The 19128-nt window shown below is 60.1% G+C and carries 20 protein-coding genes and 2 pseudogenes; 13 read left to right on the top strand and 9 right to left on the bottom strand.

All coding sequences use genetic code 11. The features are described 5' to 3' along the window. Nucleotides 1-262: 262 nt before the first annotated feature. A complete protein-coding gene (locus tag ISN39_RS29770) occupies nucleotides 263-583 on the bottom strand; it encodes a nuclear transport factor 2 family protein (RefSeq protein WP_246763467.1) in 321 nt (106 codons plus the stop codon). A gap of 199 nt (nucleotides 584-782) precedes the next feature. Between ISN39_RS29770 and ISN39_RS29765 the strand changes: the two genes are divergently transcribed. The 6 genes and pseudogenes from ISN39_RS29765 (at nucleotide 783) to ligD (ISN39_RS29740) (ending at nucleotide 5272) form a co-directional block, all read left to right on the top strand. After that, nucleotides 783-935, top strand: coding sequence for a hypothetical protein (locus tag ISN39_RS29765; RefSeq protein WP_194731539.1), 153 nt, complete (start codon nucleotides 783-785; stop codon nucleotides 933-935). A gap of 31 nt (nucleotides 936-966) precedes the next feature. Continuing rightward, nucleotides 967-1246, top strand: a pseudogene (locus ISN39_RS29760) (30S ribosomal protein S21). A gap of 11 nt (nucleotides 1247-1257) precedes the next feature. Beyond that, nucleotides 1258-1452, top strand: a complete 195-nt coding sequence (locus tag ISN39_RS29755; RefSeq protein ID WP_074073013.1) for a hypothetical protein — start codon at nucleotides 1258-1260, stop codon at nucleotides 1450-1452. Between the two features lie 21 nt (nucleotides 1453-1473). Further along, the gene (locus tag ISN39_RS29750) at nucleotides 1474-2049 is read left to right on the top strand and encodes an alpha-ketoglutarate-dependent dioxygenase AlkB (protein WP_194731538.1); all 576 of its coding nucleotides are present in this window, start codon (nucleotides 1474-1476) and stop codon (nucleotides 2047-2049) included. A gap of 124 nt (nucleotides 2050-2173) precedes the next feature. Then, entirely contained in the window at nucleotides 2174-2485 is a 312-nt protein-coding gene (locus ISN39_RS29745; RefSeq protein WP_194731537.1) for a DUF982 domain-containing protein, read from the top strand. A gap of 144 nt (nucleotides 2486-2629) precedes the next feature. Next, nucleotides 2630-5272 (top strand): DNA ligase D, encoded by a 2643-nt coding sequence (gene ligD / locus ISN39_RS29740; RefSeq protein ID WP_194731536.1) that lies wholly within the window; start codon nucleotides 2630-2632, stop codon nucleotides 5270-5272. 171 nt (nucleotides 5273-5443) lie between these two features. Here ligD (ISN39_RS29740) and ligD (ISN39_RS29735) read toward each other — a convergent pair whose 3' ends face one another. From ligD (ISN39_RS29735) to ISN39_RS29725, 3 genes are read right to left on the bottom strand one after another with little or no spacing between them, the layout of a single operon-like run. Further along, complete coding sequence (gene ligD / locus ISN39_RS29735; protein WP_194731535.1) at nucleotides 5444-6493, bottom strand: non-homologous end-joining DNA ligase; 1050 nt, start codon at nucleotides 6491-6493, stop codon at nucleotides 5444-5446. Between the two features lie 4 nt (nucleotides 6494-6497). After that, nucleotides 6498-7316 (bottom strand): Ku protein, encoded by an 819-nt coding sequence (locus ISN39_RS29730; protein ID WP_194731534.1) that lies wholly within the window; start codon nucleotides 7314-7316, stop codon nucleotides 6498-6500. Between the two features lie 14 nt (nucleotides 7317-7330). Continuing rightward, nucleotides 7331-8227, bottom strand: coding sequence for a Ku protein (locus tag ISN39_RS29725; protein ID WP_194731533.1), 897 nt, complete (start codon nucleotides 8225-8227; stop codon nucleotides 7331-7333). 339 nt (nucleotides 8228-8566) lie between these two features. Here ISN39_RS29725 and ISN39_RS38040 point away from each other — a divergent pair, with 339 nt between their 5' ends. The 3 genes from ISN39_RS38040 to ISN39_RS29710 all read left to right on the top strand — a co-directional run bounded on the left by ISN39_RS38040 (nucleotide 8567) and on the right by ISN39_RS29710 (nucleotide 10355). Then, nucleotides 8567-8818 carry a hypothetical protein gene (locus ISN39_RS38040; RefSeq protein WP_348651994.1) on the top strand — a complete coding sequence of 84 codons (252 nt, stop codon included), beginning with the start codon at nucleotides 8567-8569 and terminating at the stop codon, nucleotides 8816-8818. After that, nucleotides 8815-9738, top strand: a complete 924-nt coding sequence (locus ISN39_RS29715; protein ID WP_194731531.1) for an RNA-guided endonuclease TnpB family protein — start codon at nucleotides 8815-8817, stop codon at nucleotides 9736-9738. The genes ISN39_RS38040 and ISN39_RS29715 overlap by 4 nt, the downstream gene beginning before the upstream one ends. A 200-nt stretch (nucleotides 9739-9938) precedes the next feature. Further along, complete coding sequence (locus ISN39_RS29710) at nucleotides 9939-10355, top strand: GFA family protein (protein ID WP_194731530.1); 417 nt, start codon at nucleotides 9939-9941, stop codon at nucleotides 10353-10355. Between the two features lie 148 nt (nucleotides 10356-10503). Here the strand turns inward: ISN39_RS29710 and ISN39_RS29705 are convergent, their stop codons facing one another. Next, nucleotides 10504-10920 (bottom strand): GFA family protein, encoded by a 417-nt coding sequence (locus ISN39_RS29705; protein ID WP_194731529.1) that lies wholly within the window; start codon nucleotides 10918-10920, stop codon nucleotides 10504-10506. Further along, on the bottom strand, nucleotides 10917-11825 hold the full coding sequence (locus ISN39_RS29700; RefSeq protein WP_194731528.1) for an NAD(P)-binding domain-containing protein: 909 nt from the start codon (nucleotides 11823-11825) through the stop codon (nucleotides 10917-10919). The genes ISN39_RS29705 and ISN39_RS29700 overlap by 4 nt, the downstream gene beginning before the upstream one ends. 78 nt (nucleotides 11826-11903) lie before the next feature. Between ISN39_RS29700 and ISN39_RS29695 the strand changes: the two genes are divergently transcribed. From ISN39_RS29695 to ISN39_RS29685, 3 genes are all read left to right on the top strand, one after another. Next, nucleotides 11904-12272 carry a helix-turn-helix domain-containing protein gene (locus ISN39_RS29695; RefSeq protein WP_194731527.1) on the top strand — a complete coding sequence of 123 codons (369 nt, stop codon included), beginning with the start codon at nucleotides 11904-11906 and terminating at the stop codon, nucleotides 12270-12272. Nucleotides 12273-12753: 481 nt separating this feature from the next. After that, a complete protein-coding gene (locus ISN39_RS29690; RefSeq protein WP_194731526.1) occupies nucleotides 12754-13458 on the top strand; it encodes a carbonic anhydrase in 705 nt (234 codons plus the stop codon). 4 nt (nucleotides 13459-13462) lie between these two features. Beyond that, the gene (locus ISN39_RS29685) at nucleotides 13463-14992 is read left to right on the top strand and encodes a SulP family inorganic anion transporter (protein WP_194731525.1); all 1530 of its coding nucleotides are present in this window, start codon (nucleotides 13463-13465) and stop codon (nucleotides 14990-14992) included. Between the two features lie 356 nt (nucleotides 14993-15348). On the opposite strand, the gene ISN39_RS29680 is transcribed toward ISN39_RS29685, so the two are convergent. From ISN39_RS29680 to ISN39_RS29675, 3 genes and pseudogenes are all read right to left on the bottom strand, one after another. Then, nucleotides 15349-16542, bottom strand: a complete 1194-nt coding sequence (locus ISN39_RS29680; RefSeq protein ID WP_194731977.1) for a carboxymuconolactone decarboxylase family protein — start codon at nucleotides 16540-16542, stop codon at nucleotides 15349-15351. A 203-nt stretch (nucleotides 16543-16745) separates the two neighbouring features. Further along, nucleotides 16746-16990 (bottom strand): annotated as a pseudogene (locus ISN39_RS36910) (IMP dehydrogenase); the annotation flags it as partial. Between the two features lie 27 nt (nucleotides 16991-17017). Beyond that, nucleotides 17018-18007, bottom strand: coding sequence for an aldo/keto reductase (locus ISN39_RS29675; RefSeq protein ID WP_194731976.1), 990 nt, complete (start codon nucleotides 18005-18007; stop codon nucleotides 17018-17020). Between the two features lie 153 nt (nucleotides 18008-18160). On the opposite strand from ISN39_RS29675, the gene ISN39_RS29670 reads away from it, so the two are divergent. Continuing rightward, entirely contained in the window at nucleotides 18161-19057 is an 897-nt protein-coding gene (locus ISN39_RS29670; RefSeq protein ID WP_194731524.1) for a LysR family transcriptional regulator, read from the top strand. Nucleotides 19058-19128: the final 71 nt, after the last annotated feature.

Here is a 19128-nt window from a genome sequence, read left to right as displayed (position 1 = left end):
CATGGACCATCACTTGACGAGTCCACCCATGAGCTTAAGACCGAGACTTGATCCAGCCTCGCGGGTTCTCCGGCAACCGACCCCTCTCTGTCGTCTTCGTCATCGCATAAAGAATGGGGACCTTTTTCCCAGAAAGGGCGCTCGCCATTGAGCGTCATCACGTCTGCGGTTCGACGGGAATGGATCCGATTGATGCGTCTCTTTCAAGCGCACGACGGCGCACGGCATGACCTCCACTCATGTCAAAGGCGCTCCTGTGTGGTTAGATTTGGCGGCTGATGGCTGTTGCCTGCGACCAGACGACCGTCCAGACGCCGTCGCGATGCTCGTAAGCGTCCGTGTGCCAGTAGTCTCCGGGCGGAACGGGATGCCCGTTGAATACGACTTCGAGGCGTGCGCGGTAGCGTATCACCGCCGCGAAGCTGTAGAGGCGGACCGCGATGTCACCCGCTTCCCAGGCGCGATATTTGATCTGCCCGGCTGCGATCGCACCGAGATATTCGTCCCCCAGCGAAACGCTTCTTCCTCGGAGCGTGGCTGCCGTTGAAACCGCTTCTCTGCCATTGCGAGCTATCGTGGTCAACGACGCGCATGGTTGAGCGCCTCCATTCACCCATCTATGTCCGCGGCTGTGCACCGCCTTGTAATGCAGACGGGCACCTCTTATCTTTTGGCAATCACCCACATATCCCATACCGCGCGGCTTGCTCCTGATGAGGTCGACAATCCGCGTGTCAAAAGGGCGGCCGAGGTGTGGCCGCCTGTACTGCTAAGGTACTCGATTGAACAAGACAAGCATCGCTACCGCGCCTGCGGTCATGAAGCCGCGCGAGCGCGGTGACGTCGTCGCTCGGCCGGACAACAACTGGAAGCCGTACCCCTGCCTTCTAACGCGCAGGGAACTGGAGGCGATCATTGCCAAGCAACTCGGCTGAACATAAACCACAATGATAGGGGAAGAAGCAGATGCAGGTCATCGTCAGAGAGATGTCGAACAGGCCAGCCGCGCGGTGAAAAAGATATACAGCGCGAAGGCCTGTTCCTCGAGATAAAGGAACGCCGCGCTTACGAGAAACCGTCGGAACGTCGGGTTCGCGAACGAGCCCAGGTGATTGCCAGATGGCAAAAGGCAGTCCGCAAGAAGATGCAGCGCGAGGGCCTTCTGCCTATCGCCATGCGCCGAGCGTCTGCCCGTAAATTATTTTGGCCCGCCGGCACATTGAGCAGCCGGCAGCCGAAACCTTGAAAGGTCGAACGATGGAAGAATTGCACAGCATAACAATCTCGGACGAGCGGCTCGACGATTGCCGCGATGTCGTCGAGCCTGATCTGCAGGATCTGATCCGCACTACGATCGCTTCTGGCTTCTCGGCCGAGGAAGTCCTGATTGCGATCAGCGAACTGGTGGCAGAAGATTTCGCCGCAGTCGTCAAAACGCCGCGTGTCCACTGACACGCCGGCGAGGAACTGACCATGAGCATTTCGCCGCAAGGAGACTTGTTTGCCGAAGCGGAGACGCGATTGCCGCAGGGCTTCCGCTATCAACCCGCCGTCGTTCCCGAGGCGGTCCAGTCGGATCTGCTTCGAGAGATAAGACAATTGCCGCTGAAACCCTTCGATTTTCATGGCTTTGAGGGCAAACGAAAGGTCATCTCCTATGGCTGGAAATATGACTTCGATAGGGAGCGGGTGAGGCGCATTGACGACGTTCCGCCGTTCCTTTTGCCCGTGCGCACCCTTGCGGCAGATTTCGCCGGTATCGAACCCGATGGATTGCAACAGGCGCTGATCACCGAATATGCGCCGGGCGCGCCGATCGGCTGGCATAAGGACAAAAAAGTGTTCGGCAGGGTCGTCGGTGTCTCATTGCTATCGCCATGTACTTTCAGGTTGAGGCGCCCTGCCGGCCCGAACTGGGAGCGTGTCTCGGTGATTGCCGAGCCGGGCTCCGTCTACCTGCTGTCGGGTCCCGCCCGGAGCGAATGGGAGCACTCCATCCCGCCTGTCGGGCAGCTTCGCTATTCCATTACCTTCCGGGAGATCGGTTGACGGAACCGTGCAGATTCCCTGAACAACGGCGCGATGATCTGGTTGGCCTTACGGTCTTGAACAGTCGGAGACAACTCCCAATATCATTTCGTCAGGATCATTGGTGGCATGAAAGGAGGAAAAGATGCCGCTCAACGATGTTCCATGGACCCGGCCGGTAAGGATTCGGCTGCAATGCGGTTTGGAGCGGACCTTCACAGGCGCTTACGACGCGTTGGATTTTCTCGAAAACGAATGGCCACTGCGCCACGGAGAGCGCCATGAACGCGCGGTGAAGACTTGCCGGGGTGCCCTCAACGGAACCATTCCCGCTGTGATCGCGCGCGAGGCATTCCTGGCGGCTTGTCTCGAAGCCGGCATGCCTGCCGTCATGGCCCCGTGGAAGAGAAGGCCGGCCATCCACGCGGCCCGGCCAGCACGTGTAGCCATTATCTAGAGCATCAGCGATGGCCTCGTCTCCGAAGAGACGAGGCCTGGTACAAGCTTCCTGTTTTCCAATTATCGGCTGGAGGAACGCCATCATGGAACTTCCAGCTGCCAACCAGCATTTCGCTGTCGGACGCTGTTTGCGGGAACAACCATGGCCAGTGACAAACTATCGACCTATCGATCGAAGCGCGATTTTCAAAGGACTGCTGAGCCGAGCGGTGAAGGGCGCATTGCGCGCAGCAATCGCCCTCGTTTCGTCATCCAGAAACACGACGCGACCCGCCTTCACTACGATCTGAGGCTCGAGTTCGATGGGGTCTTCAAGTCCTGGGCCGTCACGAAAGGCCCGTCTCTCGACCCGCACGACAAGCGGTTAGCGGTCGAGGTGGAGGACCACCCACTCGATTATGGCGATTTCGAAGGGACGATCCCGAAAGGCCAGTATGGCGGCGGTACTGTGATGCTATGGGACCGCGGCTATTGGAAGCCGGAAGGAAAGAAGAGCCCGAAGCAAGCTCTGGAAAAGGGCGACTTCAAATTCACCCTCGAAGGCAAACGCCTGCATGGCGGCTTCGTGCTGGTGCGCATGGGCAACGATCGCGAACGTGGTAAGCGAACCAACTGGCTGCTGATCAAGCACCATGACGCGTTCTCGGTCGAGGAGAATGGCGCGGCGATCCTGGAGGACAATGACACATCGGTCGCCTCCGGCCGAACAATGGAGATGATCGCCGCTGGCAAAGGGCGCAAGCCCAAACCATTCATCGTCGCAGGAGGCGACGTTCAGGCTGATGCGGTCTGGGACAGCCATCAAGGGCTGGCCGCTGACGAGCGAAAATCGGATGTGCGAGCCGGCAAGGCGTCGGTTTCGCCTGTCGACCTGCCTGACTTCATCGCGCCACAGCTCTGTCAGACCCTGGAGCGCCCTCCCGTGGGCAAGGGCTGGATCCACGAGATCAAGTTCGACGGTTACCGGATCCAGATGCGCGTGCTGGACGGTGAGGCGACACTGAAGACCCGCAAGGGCCTCGACTGGACAGCCAAATATCGCGAAATAGGCGAGGCGGCATCTGCACTGCCCGATTCGATTATCGATGGTGAGATCTGCGCCCTCGACGAGAATGGTGCGCCCGATTTCGCAGCCCTCCAAGCGGCGCTTTCGGAAGGCAAAGCCGGCGATCTCGTCTACTTCGCATTCGATCTTCTTTACGACGGTGGTGAGGATTTGCGATCTCTGTCAGTTGTAGATCGGAAGGCGCGGTTGCAGAGCCTGCTGGCCGAGGCAGGCAATAATCCCCGCATCCGGTTTGTCGAGCATTTCGAGACTGGCGGCGACGCGGTCCTCAGATCTGCCTGCAAACTGTCGCTGGAAGGCATCATCTCAAAGCAGGTGGACGCGCCGTATCAATCCGGCCGAACCGAAACCTGGGCCAAATCCAAATGTCGGGCCGGCCACGAGGTCGTGCTCGGGGCTTATGCCAAGACGAATGGCAAGTTCAGATCCTTGTTGGTCGGCGTCTACCACGGCGACAACTTCGTCTATGTCGGCCGCGTCGGTACCGGATACGGCGCGAAGAAAGTGGAAACGCTCCTTGCGAAGTTGAAGGCGCTCGAGACGACGAAATCGCCCTTTACTGGCATCGGCGCGCCGAAGAAGGGGGCGGAGGTCACTTGGCTGAAGCCCGAACTCGTAGCGGAAATCGAATTCGCAGGCTGGACCGCCGACGGTCTTGTCCGCCAAGCTGCATTTAAGGGACTGCGCGATGACAAGTCGGCCAAGGAAGTCGAGGCCGAACGGTTGGCGAAGCCTTCGAAAACCGACGTGCCCGGGCCGGCGCTGCTAGTTCCGGCGGCCAGGTCAACGCGGCGGAAGGGTGTTAAGGCGGAAGTGATGGGTGTGCTGATCTCCAACCCGGACAAGCCGCTGTGGCCGGATGCTAGCGACAAGGGACCCGTCACCAAGGAAGAGCTGGCCCGTTATTACGAAGCCGTCGGCTCCTGGATGATCGAGCACATCAAGGGGCGGCCCTGCTCCATTATCCGCGCTCCCGACGGGATCGGTGGCGAGCAGTTTTTCCAGCGACATGCCATGCCTGGCACCTCGAGCCTTCTCGAACTAGTAAAGGTCTTCGGTGACAAGAAGCCTTACCTGCAAATCGACCGGATCGAGGGTTTGGCTGCCGTCGCTCAGATCGGTGCTGTCGAACTGCATCCTTGGAATTGCGAGCCGCAGCAGCCGGAAGTGCCGGGACGGCTCGTCTTCGACCTCGATCCTGGTCCGGACGTACCCTTTTCTACAGTCGTTTCAGCAGCCCGCGAGATGCGTGACAGGCTTGAGGAACTGGGCCTGATCAGTTTCTGTAAGACAACTGGCGGCAAGGGCCTTCATGTGGTCACTCCGCTTGCCATCAACAAGCGCAAGCCGCTCTCCTGGTCGGAGGCGAAAGGGTTTGCGCATGCTGTCTGCCAGCAGATGGCGCGCGACCATCCCGAACTCTATCTGATCAAGATGACCAAGAGCTTGAGGAACGGCCGGATCTTTCTCGACTATTTGCGCAATGACCGCATGGCGACGGCGGTTGCACCATTGTCACCACGGGCCCGAGCGGGCGCCACCGTCTCGATGCCGCTGACATGGACGCAGGTCAAATCCGACCTCGATCCGAAGCGATTCACGGTCAGGACTGTGCCGGTTCTGCTCGCAAAGACATCGGCTTGGCAGGGCTATTGTGATGCCCAGCGGCCGCTGGAGCAGGCGATTAAGCGTCTGGGCAAGACAAGAGCCGCCGCATGAGCGGCATCTGCAATAGCTCTGATGCGGATCGTATTGCCTTGATGGTCATGGCCTGAGTTGCCGTCATGCCAAAGCGCACGACGGCTGGCTTATCGCCGTAGCCGATGATTTCATGCTGGCATCAAGCGCGGATCGCCTGTTCCGGCGCGCCGACGGTGTGATCTATTCCCATCACCAATCCGTCACATCGAAGACGGCCGCGTTGTCCTGGACCTCCCGAAGCCCCTTGTAGGAAGCGTGTCGTAGATTGCGGTCATGCGTCCAGCCGCGAAATTCGATCTCGACGATCAGTGTCGGCTGCGCGAAGACGAAGCGCTTGCCCTTAAGCGGAACCACCGGCGTGTTCGTTCTCAGCTGATCGAGCGCCTTTTTCAAATACTCGGCATCGCTCCTGGTGAAACCGGTTCCGACCGACCCGACATAAACCCAGTCGAAGCCCTTCTTGCCGGCCAATAGCAGACTGCCGATGCCGCCGCACGCTGATGCCGATTGTTCATAGCCGACGACCATGAAGCTTTCACTCTGGACGCACTTGATCTTCAGCCAGTCGCCAGTCCGACCGCTGCGGTAAGGCTGATCCCGATGCTTGGCTATGATCCCTTCCAGGCCGACCTGGCATGCGTGCTCAAGGAGATCTTCGGCTGGCAGTTCTATCGCTTCGGAAAGGCGGATCGTCCCATTGCCGCCTTCTGGTATCAGATCTTCAAGAAGGCGCCGGCGCACGGCAAGCTCGGTGCGAGTGAGATCGTATCCGTCGAGATAGAGAAGATCGAAGGCGTAGAGGATGGACTCGGTCGAGATCCGTTTGCCGCCCCGACCTCCGAGCGAACGCTGCAAGGCGCCAAAGTCCGACCGGCCCTGATCGTCGAGAACAACGGCCTCGCCGTCGAGAATGGCGGTCGTCACCCCGAGGTCTTTTGCCGCCGCGGCGATCGAGGGAAAGCGGCGGGTCCAGTCATGGCCGCCGCGGGTAATGATGCTCACACCCTTTGGTTCGATATGGATCGCGAGCCGGTAACCGTCCCACTTCACCTCGTAAAGCCAATCCGGTCCCAGCGGAGCCACGCTCTTCAGCAGCGCGAGGCAGGGTTCCACGCGCTGCGGCATCGGATCGAAAGGCAGGTTCGGCTGCTCAGGATCGCGCTTGCGGATTGGACGAGACTGCAGCGCCGAATGAGACACGTCGAGCAATGGCAAAGAGGGTCGGCGCGGGCGCGTCATGAGGCTACTGCCTCTCCGAGCGGTTTTCAGCTTCGACCGATCTGCGCAATGCATCCATGATATTGATGACGTTGGTTGGCGCCGGCTCTTCCTTGCCCTTGCCTTTCGGCTTTGCCCTGGCGGGCTTCTTCATCAGCTTCTTCTTCGCCTCGATCATGTCGAGGAGCTTATCCTGGACAGGGTCGGAGGCCATCTTCGGGTTCCAGGGTTGTGTCTGCTTTTTGATGAGTTGCTGGACCAGGGGCATCAACTCATTGTCGGCCATTTCGTCATCGATCTTCTCGAAGTAGGTCTCGGCGTCGCGGACCTCATCGCCGTAACGCAGCGTCCAGAGCACGATGCCCTTACCGCGCGGCTCAAGCATGACAGCGCGTTCCCGCCGCGAGATGACAAGTCTGGAAATACCGACCATATTCTCGGCCGCCATGGCGTCGCGAATGACCGAGAAGGCTTCTTGGCCGACAGGATCGGCCGGCGACAGATAGTAAGGCGTGTCGAGCCAGATCCATCCTACGCTATCGCGCGGCGCGAACACCTCGATATCTATGGTTTTGGTGCTCTCGAGTGCAACATTTTCGAGTTCCTCGTCTTCGAGAATGACATAGTCGTTCTCGCCTTTTTGGTAACCTTTGACTTCGTCTTCGTCCTTCACCTCCTTGCCGGTGACGGAATCGACATAGTGGCTCACGACGCGATGCTGGGTTTGCCGGTTCAGCGTGTGGAAGCGCACCTTTTCGTTTTCCGACGTGGCCGGCATCATCTGTACCGGGCAGGTAACCAGCGAAAGCTTCAGATAGCCTTTCCAGTAGGGGCGGAGAGCCATGGTGTCCTCTTCGATCAGCCAGCACGACGCTGGTGGGCACCAGTGCTGCGGGCCTTGGATGCGGCGGCCCGACTGGCTTGTTGCCGGCCTTTGCCGGCGTTGGCGTTGGCCGCGGTGCGTTTGCTCTTGGCAGGCGTGGACATTCCGGCACTTTCACGCAGGGCCTCCAGAAGATCGCCCGGTTTGGATGCTGGGGGTGCCTTCTTCTTCGGCAGCGTGCGGCCTTCCATCTTTGCTTTCACGAGCTCGGCCACCGCCTCCTCGTAGCGGTCGTCGAACTGTTTCGGGTCGAACTCACCCTTCTTGGTGTTGATGATGTGCTTTGCCAGCTCCAGCATCTCGCCTTCAATCTTCAGGTCCGGCATCTCCTCGAACGCCTTTTCGGATGAACGCACCTCGTAGTCGTAGTTCAATGTCGATCCAATCAGGCCCTTGCCGTGCGGTCGGATAAGTAGGGTGCGCAGGCGCCGGAACAGGACCGCACGAGCGATCGCGGCGACCTTGGCTTTTTTCATGCCGTCGCGCAGAAGCTTGTACGCATCGCTGCCCATCTTGTCGGGCGCAAGATAATACGGTTTGTCGAAATAGACGTCGTCGACCTCGTCGCAAGGAATGAATGCCTCGACCTTCAGTGTCTTGTCGCTATTTGGAATCGCCGCTGCGACTTCTTCGGGTTCGAGGACAACATAGCGCCCGTCCTCGATCTCGAAGCCCTTCACCTGTGCATCGCGCTCCACCGGATCGCCGGTTTCGCTATCGACGAATTCGCGGCGGACGCGATTGCCGGTCTTGCGATTCAAGGTATTGAAGGCGATCCGCTCGGAGGACGAGGCGGCCGTGTAAAGCGCGACCGGAAACGCAACTTCACCGAACTTGATGTAGCCCTTCCAATTCGCTCGCGGGGTAACCATTTACGCGGACTCCTGACTCCAACTATCGCGAATCAACCGAATCACTGATCGATTGTTCCGATTCGAAACGAATCTAATTTCAATGACTTAGCCTTGCGTCGAGGCTCGTTTTCCGAGTCATCATCATGGCCTTGATTCGATGCATCTTTTTGCCCCGGCGTGCGGTCTTCGTTAGTCGCAACTGACGGATGGATGTTGACCAAGCCCGAACTGATGATACAGGCAGCGACGAACGCTATGTCCGCCGCAATGAAAAGGGGAGGGAGAGCGACGACCTCGGCGGCTCTCTTTCTGTCGATCGCCGCCGGACGGCAAAACCAAAGCAAGGCCTGGGGTGTTGTGCGGCTGGTCTATAATCTGGCGCTGGAGCAGCGCAGGGACTGGTGGCGGCATTACCGGCGGCAGACCGGGAACCGCTTGAATTACATCGCCCAGGCGCGGGAATTGACCGCACTGCGGGCCGCGTTCGACTGGATTGCCGCCGTGCATGTGACGCCCCAGCAGCAGGCCCTGCGCGATCTGGATAAGGCGTATGCCAACTTCTTCGCCGGGCGCGCAGGATATCCCTCGCGCCCCGCAAGAAGGGCGTGAACGGCGCCTTCCGCTTTCAGGGGCGGGAGATCGAGGTCAAGCGCCTGAACGGCAAGTGGTCCGCCGCGCGCCTTCCCAAGATCGGCTGGGTGAAGTTCCGCGACACGCGGCGCCTGCGTGGCAAGACCATGAATGTGACGGTGAGCCTGGCGGCGAACGGCTGGCACATCGTCTTCGCCTGCGAAATCGACCATGCCGTCCCGCAAAACGATTTGCCCGCCGTGGGGATCGACCGGGGCGTGGCGAACACGCTGACGCTTTCGACCGGGGAGCATTGGTGGATGCCTGCCGGCCTTGCGGAGATCGAGCCCAGGAAGCGCCGGGCCCAGCGCGTTCTGGCGCGGCGCAAGCGCGGGTCGAGCCGCCACGCCAAGGCCCGCCGCCGCGTTGCCGCCTTGCAGGCCCGTGCTGCCCGCATCCGGCAGGATTGGCGGCACAAGGCCAGTCTTGATATCGCCCGTCGCTTCGCAACGGTCGTGCTGGAAGACCTCGCCACGCGCAACATGACGCGCAGCGCCAGGGGAACCGTGGACGCGCCCGGAACCAACGTCTGCCAGAAGGCGGGCCTGAACCGGGCGATCCTCGAACAAGGCTGGCACGGCTTTGAAACCGTGTTGGCCTACAAGCTCGAAGAACGGGGCGGATACCTGTGCAAGGTCGATCCCCGCCACACCTCGCAGACCTGTTCGGCCTGCGCAGCCGTGGACAGGGAAAGCCGCGAAAGCCAAGCGTCTTTCCGCTGTTGCCAATGCGGCTTGCGCGCCCATGCCGACCACAATGCTGCAATCAACATCCTGCGTCGGAACACGGCGTCTATGATCGTGGAGGAAGGGCAGCGGCTCTCCGTTGAAGCGATAACGATCGGCGGAGCTTCGCGCACCCTCGGAAATCCCCCGCTTTCAAGCGGGGGAAGATGTTAATGAAGTGCTTCGATCAGTTCCCCGATCGTCCGGATTGGTCGCTGCTATGCGGCCACTTGCATTGTGTCTTGTCTCCAGTCTTGATGAAAACTACCCGTGAAGATTCCCATGAGAAATTCGCCAGCGGTCAAGGCAAAACTGGCGATTCGTGCTATAGGGCTGAATCGGTGAGATGATGCAAAGCATTGGGAGGACCTGGAATGGTTGAAGCCGGCTCCAATAGCCGACTAACTGGCGGATGCCGTTGCGGCGCCGTTCGATATGAGTCGGATCGACCTGTTCACGCCGCGATCTGCCACTGCGAGGATTGTCGTCGTTCGTCCGGTGCGCCGATGGTCGGTTGGATGGGGGTAGAGGCCGGCAGCTTCCGAATTACCAAAGGCGAACCTCGCATCTGGTCATCCAACGGCCAAGCGCACCGCCATTTCTGCGCGATATGTGGAACAGGCCTTGTCTATCTGAACGAAGCCCTCATTCCCGGGATCGTTGACGTGCAAATTGCCACCCTCGACGATCCAACGATGGTTGCCCCTGACATTCAGGTTCAGGTCGCCGAGCGCTTGCCTTGGTCCGCGCACATCCAAGCGCTTCCAATATTCGATCGGTATCCAGATTGAGTCGGCCGTGAGAGGAAACCGCGGAAGAGAATGCTCAAACCTAAGCCGCGAGAGGCGGGTAATATAGTCTTTCCAGCTCGGTCTCTCCTGAATGAAGGTTCCCGGTAAACAGCTTACAATATTTGAGTGCGGTCGCAGAGGATTGAGGCTACTCGACAAGCTGGATCTCCGGGTTCGGCTCGTACCAGCCGTGGCGGCGCCGTGACCAGAAGATCGCAGCTGGCGGCGCGAAATCTGGCTCGGCGAAACAGCCAATCGAGACGACGATCTGCTCGTCCAGCACCTCAGCCTCCATGTAGATCAGCGTGCCGCAATTCGGGCAGAAGATCTGATCCATCCAGCGGCCCTTGTCGGTGAAGCGCCGGAAGCGCCGTCGCTCGCCGTCGTCGGCGATAATGGCCTGTTTTCGATAACGCGCCCGGTAGGAAAATGCCGAACCAGTCGCTTTCTGGCAGTTCAGACATGCGCAGGCATAGACCCGTTCCGGCGCGCCGCGGAGGCTCAGCTTCAGGCTGCCGCAGGAACAGCGTGCCGTGCGGACGACGGGCTTTTCCGCACCGGTCATGGCGCCCTCATGAAACGAGCCAGTATCGCGAAATCGTCGCCGACGTGACCATTTTGGATGGCGGTTCTGAAGAGGCTGTCGAAGGCATCGGCAAGGACCGGATTCAGGCCGCGCTCGGCGTTGATATGCCGCAGATGCTGGAGAGCGACATTGTGAGCAGCGATTGTTGCAAATGTTTCATCGTCACCGCGGTCGCGGCCGTCGCGGACCCGTTGCATGAGGTCCCGCTCGGCCCCGTCGATGACCGGCTGGACGAGCTTGAGGTACGTCGCGTAGGTGTCGGCATTAATGTTTTCTGCCCTGTTAATGGCGAGCGCTTGAAGCGTGCCGAACAACGTGCCCCACATCTGCCCAAGAAGGGCGCTGTCGAGGGCCGATGCAGCCCCGAAATCCTCGCTGAGGAAGGCGGATTTGCCGCCGAGCGCCACAAATACCCTTTCGTGCTTTTGGTAACGCGACTTCGACCCGGCGAAGAGGATCAGCGTTTCGGGTTCTCCGATGACATTTGGTGTCGCCATAATGGCTCCGTCGAGATAGGCGATCCCGTGGCCGGTCGCCCAGGCGCCGGTGTCGCGCGCCGCTTTTGGGGAGCCCGAGGTGAGCTGCACCAGGAGCTTGCCCTTCAGCGTCTGTGTGACCTCCGGCTTTCTCAGCTGTGCGTCGGAGGCAGCATAGTCTATCAGGTTGACGAAGACGATCTCGGCCTCAGCCGCCGCCGCTTCCGGCGTTAGTTTCGGCTGCACACCGAACGGCGCCAGCGCTTCCGCCTTCGCCGCCGTTCTGTTCCAGACATGCACCTCATGGCCGCTTTTTGCGAGCGTCCGAACAAGTGAAGCTCCCATCCGGCCCGCGCCGAAGAACCCTATTGTAGTCATCGAATTGAACTCCAATATTTGAGACGTCATTTGATACGGCTGCAAGTCGGTGAGGTAAATTGCGTACCTTCAGGTAAGCGGTTACTCTGCAGTAAGGGGAGAACGGAAATGAAACGCCTGCCGGACGACGATTGCGGCTTTGCAAGTGCACTCAACGTGATCGGTGGAAAGTGGAAGACTGACATCCTCTGGGAGATCAATCTCTCGCCCCGCCGCTTCGGCGAGTTGAGGCGCATCCTGTCAGGGATCAGCGAGAAAGTCCTCGCCCAGCAGCTCCGCGAGATGGAGGCGGACGATCTCATCAGCCGCGCGGTATTTCCGGGGAAGGTGCAGCGGGTGGAATATTCTGCGACCGAGTTCGGCCGCAGCCTCAACCATGCCGTGACCGTGATGGCAAACTGGGGTAAGGCATACGAAATCCGCATGGCGGAGAAGGCAGAGCAGGAGCGTCGGCCCGTCTTGGCGATGGGGGCCTGAGGCAGATCCTGCCGAAATTCATCGCCGTTCCACGCTACGGCTTCACCGTATTTGTTGAGCAGCCGATGACGCTTGTCTTGTCGCTCAAGCGGGACAGCACCACCACCACTGCGGGGTAAAGTTTCAGTTCTATGGGAGCCGCCAGGCCATTCCTTGGGACCTTCTTTCAAGCATCGTGCTGGATCATGATGCCGTTCTGTCCGTCGGAATAAGGGCATCTGCGAATCACCGGCGAATTCGGCGGCGGGACCCCGCGCGAAGGCGTGGATCGCACCAGTTCGATCTTGGAATTCGCGACGTGAGCGGCAATCAGCCAGATCACGTCTTGTTCAAAAAATGTTGCGACGCAATATGCTGCGAGACTCTTTTTTTGCTCTCGTTCTGCCCTTTATTGTGCATCTGCGAACAGATCGCTTCTGCAACCCGCCGGATGAGAGACATCCTCCCAGTCCGACGTCCGGCCAGAAAGAGGATCCGATATATGGGTGACTTCCTGAAAGGTATCTCCAGTTTTCGTGGCGCCGTGTTTCCGAATCATTCGGCCCTTTACCGCAAGCTGGCGCGCGAAGGCCAGCAGCCACATGCCCTGATGATATCTTGTGCCGACAGCCGAGTGATGCCGGAAACGATAACACAGTCCGGTCCCGGCGATCTCTTCGTCTGCCGCAATGCCGGCAATATCGTTCCCCCCTTCTCGACCCTCAATGGTGGGGTCTCTTCCGCAATCGAATATGCCATCCTGGCGCTCGGCGTCAGCGACATTGTCGTTTGCGGTCACTCCGATTGCGGGGCGATGAAAGGGCTGTGCCACCCGCAAATGCTGGAACCAATGCCGAATGTCGCAGCCTGGCTGCGGCACAGCCACGCCGCCTATTCGATTGTTTGCCAAGCCTATCCCGACGATCTCTCCGAAACTGACCGCGTGCGTGCGGTAGCAATGGAAAACGTCGTCGTGCAGCTCGACCATTTAAAGACCCATCCGTCGGTGGCTGCGAAGCTTGCGACCAACGAGATCACGCTGCACGGCTGGTTCTTCGACATCGGGACGGGCGAGGTCCAAGTCTATGACGGGGTTTTGGCGACGTTTACCGAGGTGCAGGAGGGCGAGCCGCTGCCGGTCGCCATCACAGGACGAGACCACCCGCATGTCATGCCGCGGGTTGCCGCAACGCTTGGCGGGGAGTAGTGCCATGATAAACAACGGCTCTGCATTCTCGCGCGACCTCGCTTCGTCTCTGGTGGTTTTTCTTGTCGCCATTCCGCTCTGCCTGGGAATTGCGATCGCCTCCGGGGTACCAGCGGCCATGGGGCTTATCTCCGGTATCATAGGAGGCCTCGTTGTCGGCCTGCTGGCAGGCTCGCCTCTTCAGGTCTCCGGGCCTGCCGCCGGTCTTGCCGTCATCGTCTTCGGCTTCGTCGAACAGTACGGCGTTGCCATGCTCGGTCCCGTGCTGCTCATCGTCGGCCTCCTGCAGATCTTGGCGGGTTTCCTCAGGATCGGCTCCTGGTTCAGAGCAATTTCGCCGGCCGTCGTTCATGGCATGCTGGCCGGCATCGGCATTTTGATCATCCTCGGACAGGTCCATGTGCTCATGGATGCCAAACCTGCCGCCGGCGGCATCGAGAATGTCACCGCGATAAACGAGAGTGTCGGTAGATTGTGGGGCGCCAGCGTGACCAACGAGGCCGTCGCGCTACTGGTCGGTCTAATCGCCCTCCTCGCCATGGTCTGCTGGGAACAATTCCGGCCCAAATGGCTGGCGCTGGTTCCGGGGGCGCTTGTCGGGGTTGCTGCCGCGACGGTCCTGACGACCACTCTTGAACTCCCGATTGCCCGTGTGGAAGTGCCTGCCTCACTGGCAGAGAGCATATCGATACCGACGGCCGAGAATTTTGGCCAGCTAGCGCAGCCCGGCATTATCTTGACGATCCTGATGATTGCCGTCATTGCGAGCGCCGAAACGCTTCTTTCGGCGGCCGCTGTCGACCGCATGCATGACGGGGGACGCACGCGCTTCAACAGGGAGCTTTTCGCCCAAGGCGTCGGTAACGGGCTTTGCGGATTGCTCGGGGCATTGCCTATCACCGGTGTCATCGTCCGTTCATCGGCCAACGTCCAGGCTGGGGCTCGCACGCGGACCTCGGCAGTATTGCATGGCGTGTGGATCCTCGGCCTTGTTGCGCTTTTGCCGGGATTGCTGGAAATGGTACCCTTGACGGCGCTCGCCGCCGTGCTGCTCGTCACCGGCTGGCGGCTGATCAGCCTTCACCATGTGCGCCACCTGTTCGAACACCATGGTCTCATGCCGGTTGGAATCTGGGCCGTCACGGTGGCCATGGTCGTCCTGCAGGACCTGCTGGTCGGGGTGGCGCTCGGCCTTGCGCTGTCGATCCTCGAAATTCTTCCTTATCTGCGCCGAAAGCTCGCAATCAGGCATTCCGAGGTCGACGATGAAATTCATGTCCGACTGGGCGGAGCGGTCACCTGCAAGGACGTGCCGGTGCTGCTTAGCACGCTCGAAGGGCTGCCCGAAGGCCGTAAAGTCAGTATTATCGGCAAACACCTGCTCTACATGGATCACACTAGTGCAGAGACCATCAGCGAATGGCTCAGGCGCGAGACGAAATCCGGCCGAACCGTAGAGATTCATCCGCCTCAGGCGGCGCGTCATCCTCGCCTTAAGCCGCTATTTGCACGTTTCTCTGCAGAAGCCGCCTGATTGTTCGCGGGAGGGCAATTCTTCCGTTGCCCTCCCGTCTAAAGCCCGTCTCACTGAACCGGCAGCCTGTAATACCCGCCATGATGGCGGGAGCTAGAGAACGCTCCAACCGGGTGCGATCACGTCGCATTTGTGGATTTTGCTTCCGTAATTGCGAGGATGATTTGCCGCAGAAATGCCACCCAGCTCGTGGAGCTCTATGGATTGCGCGGTGCCCAGGCCCACCTTATGGCCCAACCGCGTAAGAACGCGAGCCCCGCTCGCATGAAGCCGGCTGCTCAGAGACAGAGCCTTTGGAAGAGTTCGTTTTTAGATCCTCTTCCGCATCGATTTCTCCGTCAGGCTCCTCCGGCCACTCAATCGATTTCGCGACCCTTGCCGTAGTCATCGTCGGAAACCTTCTCCATCCAGGTGACCGAACTGCCGTTTAGGGCTTCGGCCACTGCAAAATGTGTCATCGGCTCGCCTGCCGAGGCGCCGTGCCAGTGCTTGACCAGCGGCGGTATCCAGACCACGTCGCCCGGTCCGACCTGCTCGATAGGCTTTCCTTCTGTCTGAATCCAGCCGCGGCCGGAGATGATGAAGAGCGTTTGACCAAGCGGGTGGGTATGCCATGCCGTGCGGGCTCCAGCCGGGAAGGATACTGTCGCTCCTCCTATGCGGGCGGGCGTATCGCCCCGATAGAAGCCAGAGGTCTCAACCTCGCCCGTGAAATATTGTTCGGGAGCGCTGGCCCGGCCCTGATTGACGCGGGTTATCTTAAGATCGGCCGAGGCCGCAGATGCTTTAGAGGCGGCCTCCCGACTGTCGAACACCCGCTGGAGCACCTGCACTGCGGACATGGCTCGTGGCCAACCCGCGTAGAAGGCAACCTGGGTTACGACCTCGGATGCCTCCGCGCGGGTCAAGCCGTTGTCCATCGCCCGGTTCGCATGGAAAGGAAGCTGCTCCGGTTGTCCAATGGCAATCAGCGCCGACATCGTCACCAGGCTGCGGTCGCGGGCCGAAAGATCTGGCCGCTGCCAGAGGTCCCCGAAAAGCACGCGGTTTGTGAGACCGGCAAGACCCGCGGCGGTCGGAGCGACGGACGCATTGACCGTCGCTGCGCGAGCCGCCTCGGCGGCAGCCTCGAGCTCGATCCGGGCCGTCACACTGTTCTTGACCGGAGCGATGTTGCGCTCGTCAAATACCGTTTTAGTCTCTGCTACGGCGGAGATGGCGTTCGGCCAACCGGAATAAAAGGCGAGCTGGGTGATCAGTTCGCCAATCTCTCCGGCTTTGACGCCGTTGTCGAGGGCGCGCCGGACATGACCGCCGATCTGCGCCGTCTTGCCAGTCGAGATGATCGCCGAGACGGTGACGAGGCTGCGATCGCGAGGTGCAAGTTCTGCTCGTTCCCAAACCTCGCCGAAGAGCACATCGTCGGTGAAGTGGGCAAGGCCGGGCGCGACGTCGTAGACGGCGGGTGGAGCGACCCGGCGACGTTCCTGAGCCTCGACTCCTGCCGCGGCGAGAGCGGAAATGGCGATGCCTGCGGCAATGTTCTTCATCTGGTTTTCCTCTTCCATGGTCTGCTCCCGTGAACACTAGCTCTCCAGTAGCGCGCCGCGTCTAGTGTGTCAGATGCGTAACGAATCCCATTCGATTAGATTGCTGCATCCGATTAGGTCTATGTCTCCCATTCATGAACCGGACTGTGTGTACGCGTCCCGCAGTAGCAGCGCCTCGCCGACGTCCAATTGGACCCTGAGCAGCGTATTGCGCGGCGTTCGTCCATGGCGCCATAGCCTTCGGCGACATCGGCAAGCGGCAGTTCGAGGTCGAAAACCCTGCCTGGGCCGATGGTGCGGTCGAGCGCCAGGTCCATCAGCCAGGGCAGGAACGGCGGACTGGGGCCGGACCGCCGAGCAGGCTCTTCTGCGCGAAGAACAGGCCCTGTCGGTCAAGCTGCACGCCGTGCGGGACCCCGACGAAGCCGATCTTGCCATCCGGGCGGGCACAGTTGTGCGTCAACCCGCCCAAGCGTCAGCGCCCGGTAGTGGCCATCAATTGTTCCGGATAGCGTTCCCCCTCGATTTCGATCGTCGCGGCGGCATCCTCGATCTCGGCAAGGTCCGCGGCCGTCAGGGCGACGTCGACTGCTCCCAGATTCTCTTCTAGGCGATGCAGCTTCGTGGTGCCCGGAATCGGCACGATCCACGGCTTTTGGGCAAGCAACCAGGCCAGAGCGATCTGAGCGGGCGTCGCGCTTTTCTCTCCTGCGATGCGTTTCAACAGATCGACGAGGGCCTGGTTCTTTTCAAGCGCTTCAGGAGTGAAGCGCGGCAGAATTTTACGGAAGTCATTGTCTCCGATCTCCGTGTCCTTGCTGATCGCACCGGCGAGGAAACCCTTGCCGAGGGGACTGTAGGGAACAAGGCCGATACCGAGTTCCTCGCACGCGGCCAGGATTCCGTTGGTTTCCGGCCCGCGGGTCCAAAGCGAATACTCGTTCTGTAGTACTGCAACGGGCTGGACGGCGTGGGCGCGGCGGACCGTCTGCGCGCCAGGTTCGGACAGTCCGAAGTGCCTGACCTTGCCCTCTGCGATCAGTTCTTTCACCGCGCCGGCGACATCCTCAATCGGCACGTTCGGATCCACGCGGTGCTGGTAAAAGAGGTCGATGACCTCGACACCGAGCCGCTTCAGCGATGCGTCGCAAACCTCGCGTATGTGTTCCGGATGGCTGTTCAGTCCCGCCATCTTCCCGTCTTCGATGTTGAAGCCGAACTTGGTTGCGATGACCGCGCGGTCGCGGACCGGCGCGAGCGCTTCACCTACGATCTGCTCGTTCGTAAATGGGCCGTATACCTCAGCCGTGTCGAAGAAGGTCACGCCGCGTTCGACCGCGGCGCGGATGAGCGCGACGCTGTCCTGCCTGCTCAGGGACTGACTGTAACTGAAGTTCAGCCCCATGCACCCGAAGCCGAGAGCCGATACCTCCAGGCCACTCTTTCCAAGGACACGTTTCTGCATTTGCTTTCTCCATTTTTGCGTGGTGGGGTCGGGGCTACACCTGCCATGGCGCAATCTCCGATGATGATGAAACGCGTGACCTAAAATTTAGCGCTGGTAGGGACGAGCTGTTAGGTGCTAGGTTCGGCATGAACCTATGCTGTGGATTCATGAATGAAGCGGGACGAACTCGGGGATCTTGTCGCCTTCCTCGCTGTCGCGGAGGAGCGTAGCTTTACCCGCGCGGCTGCACAGCTCGGAACTTCTCAGTCTTCGCTGAGCCACACCGTGCGCCGTCTGGAAGAGCGCATGGGCGTGCGGTTGCTCACACGAACGACGCGTAATGTCTCTCCCACTGATGCAGGCGAGCAACTGGCCGAAACTCTGCGCCCAGCCTTCAATGACATCCGGAGCAGGATCGATGCCCTGAGCGCGTTGCGTCAGCGGCCCGCCGGAACGATACGCGTCACGTCCAGTCGACACGCGGCCGAGACCATACTCATGCCCGCCGTGAAACGTCTGATGGCCGAATTTTCTGAGATCAACGTGGAAATATCGATCGAGCAAAGGTTCGTTGATCTGGCCGCTGAGCGCTTCGATGCTGGCATACGGCTTGGAGAGGGCGTTGAGAAGGACATGATCGCTGTGAGGATCGGACCGGAGCTTCGCATGGTGGTTGCCGGATCGCCGCAGTACTTCGAGCGTCATACGAAGCCTCGGACACCCCACGACCTGACGCAGCACTCCTGCATCAATCTGCGCCTTCCTACGCTCGGCGGGCTCTACGCATGGGAATTCGAGAAAGATACACGTCCGCTGAACGTCCGCGTCGACGGCCAATTCATCTGCAATGATGTGCCGATGATAATCGACGCCGCTTTGAGCGGTATCGGGTTGACGTGTCTCCCCGACGATCATCTCGGTCCGCTGGTGAAGGAGGGTAAATTGGTTTCGGTGCTGGAGGACTGGTGCCCTCTATTCCCTGGCTATCACCTCTACTACCCGAGCCGCCGCCTGGCTTCGCACGCGTTCGCGCTTCTGGTCGACGCTTTGAGATATCGCTCGGCCTAGAGCCAAAGAAAAAACAACTCTGAGTGTTACGCCAGCTCTCGGGCAGTGCTCCTTCGGCAGCACTGTTTACA

Source organism: Rhizobium sp. 007 (assembly GCF_015353075.1).
Taxonomy (GTDB): Bacteria; Pseudomonadota; Alphaproteobacteria; order Rhizobiales; family Rhizobiaceae; genus Rhizobium.
This window is presented reverse-complemented; position numbering and strand designations above follow the sequence as displayed.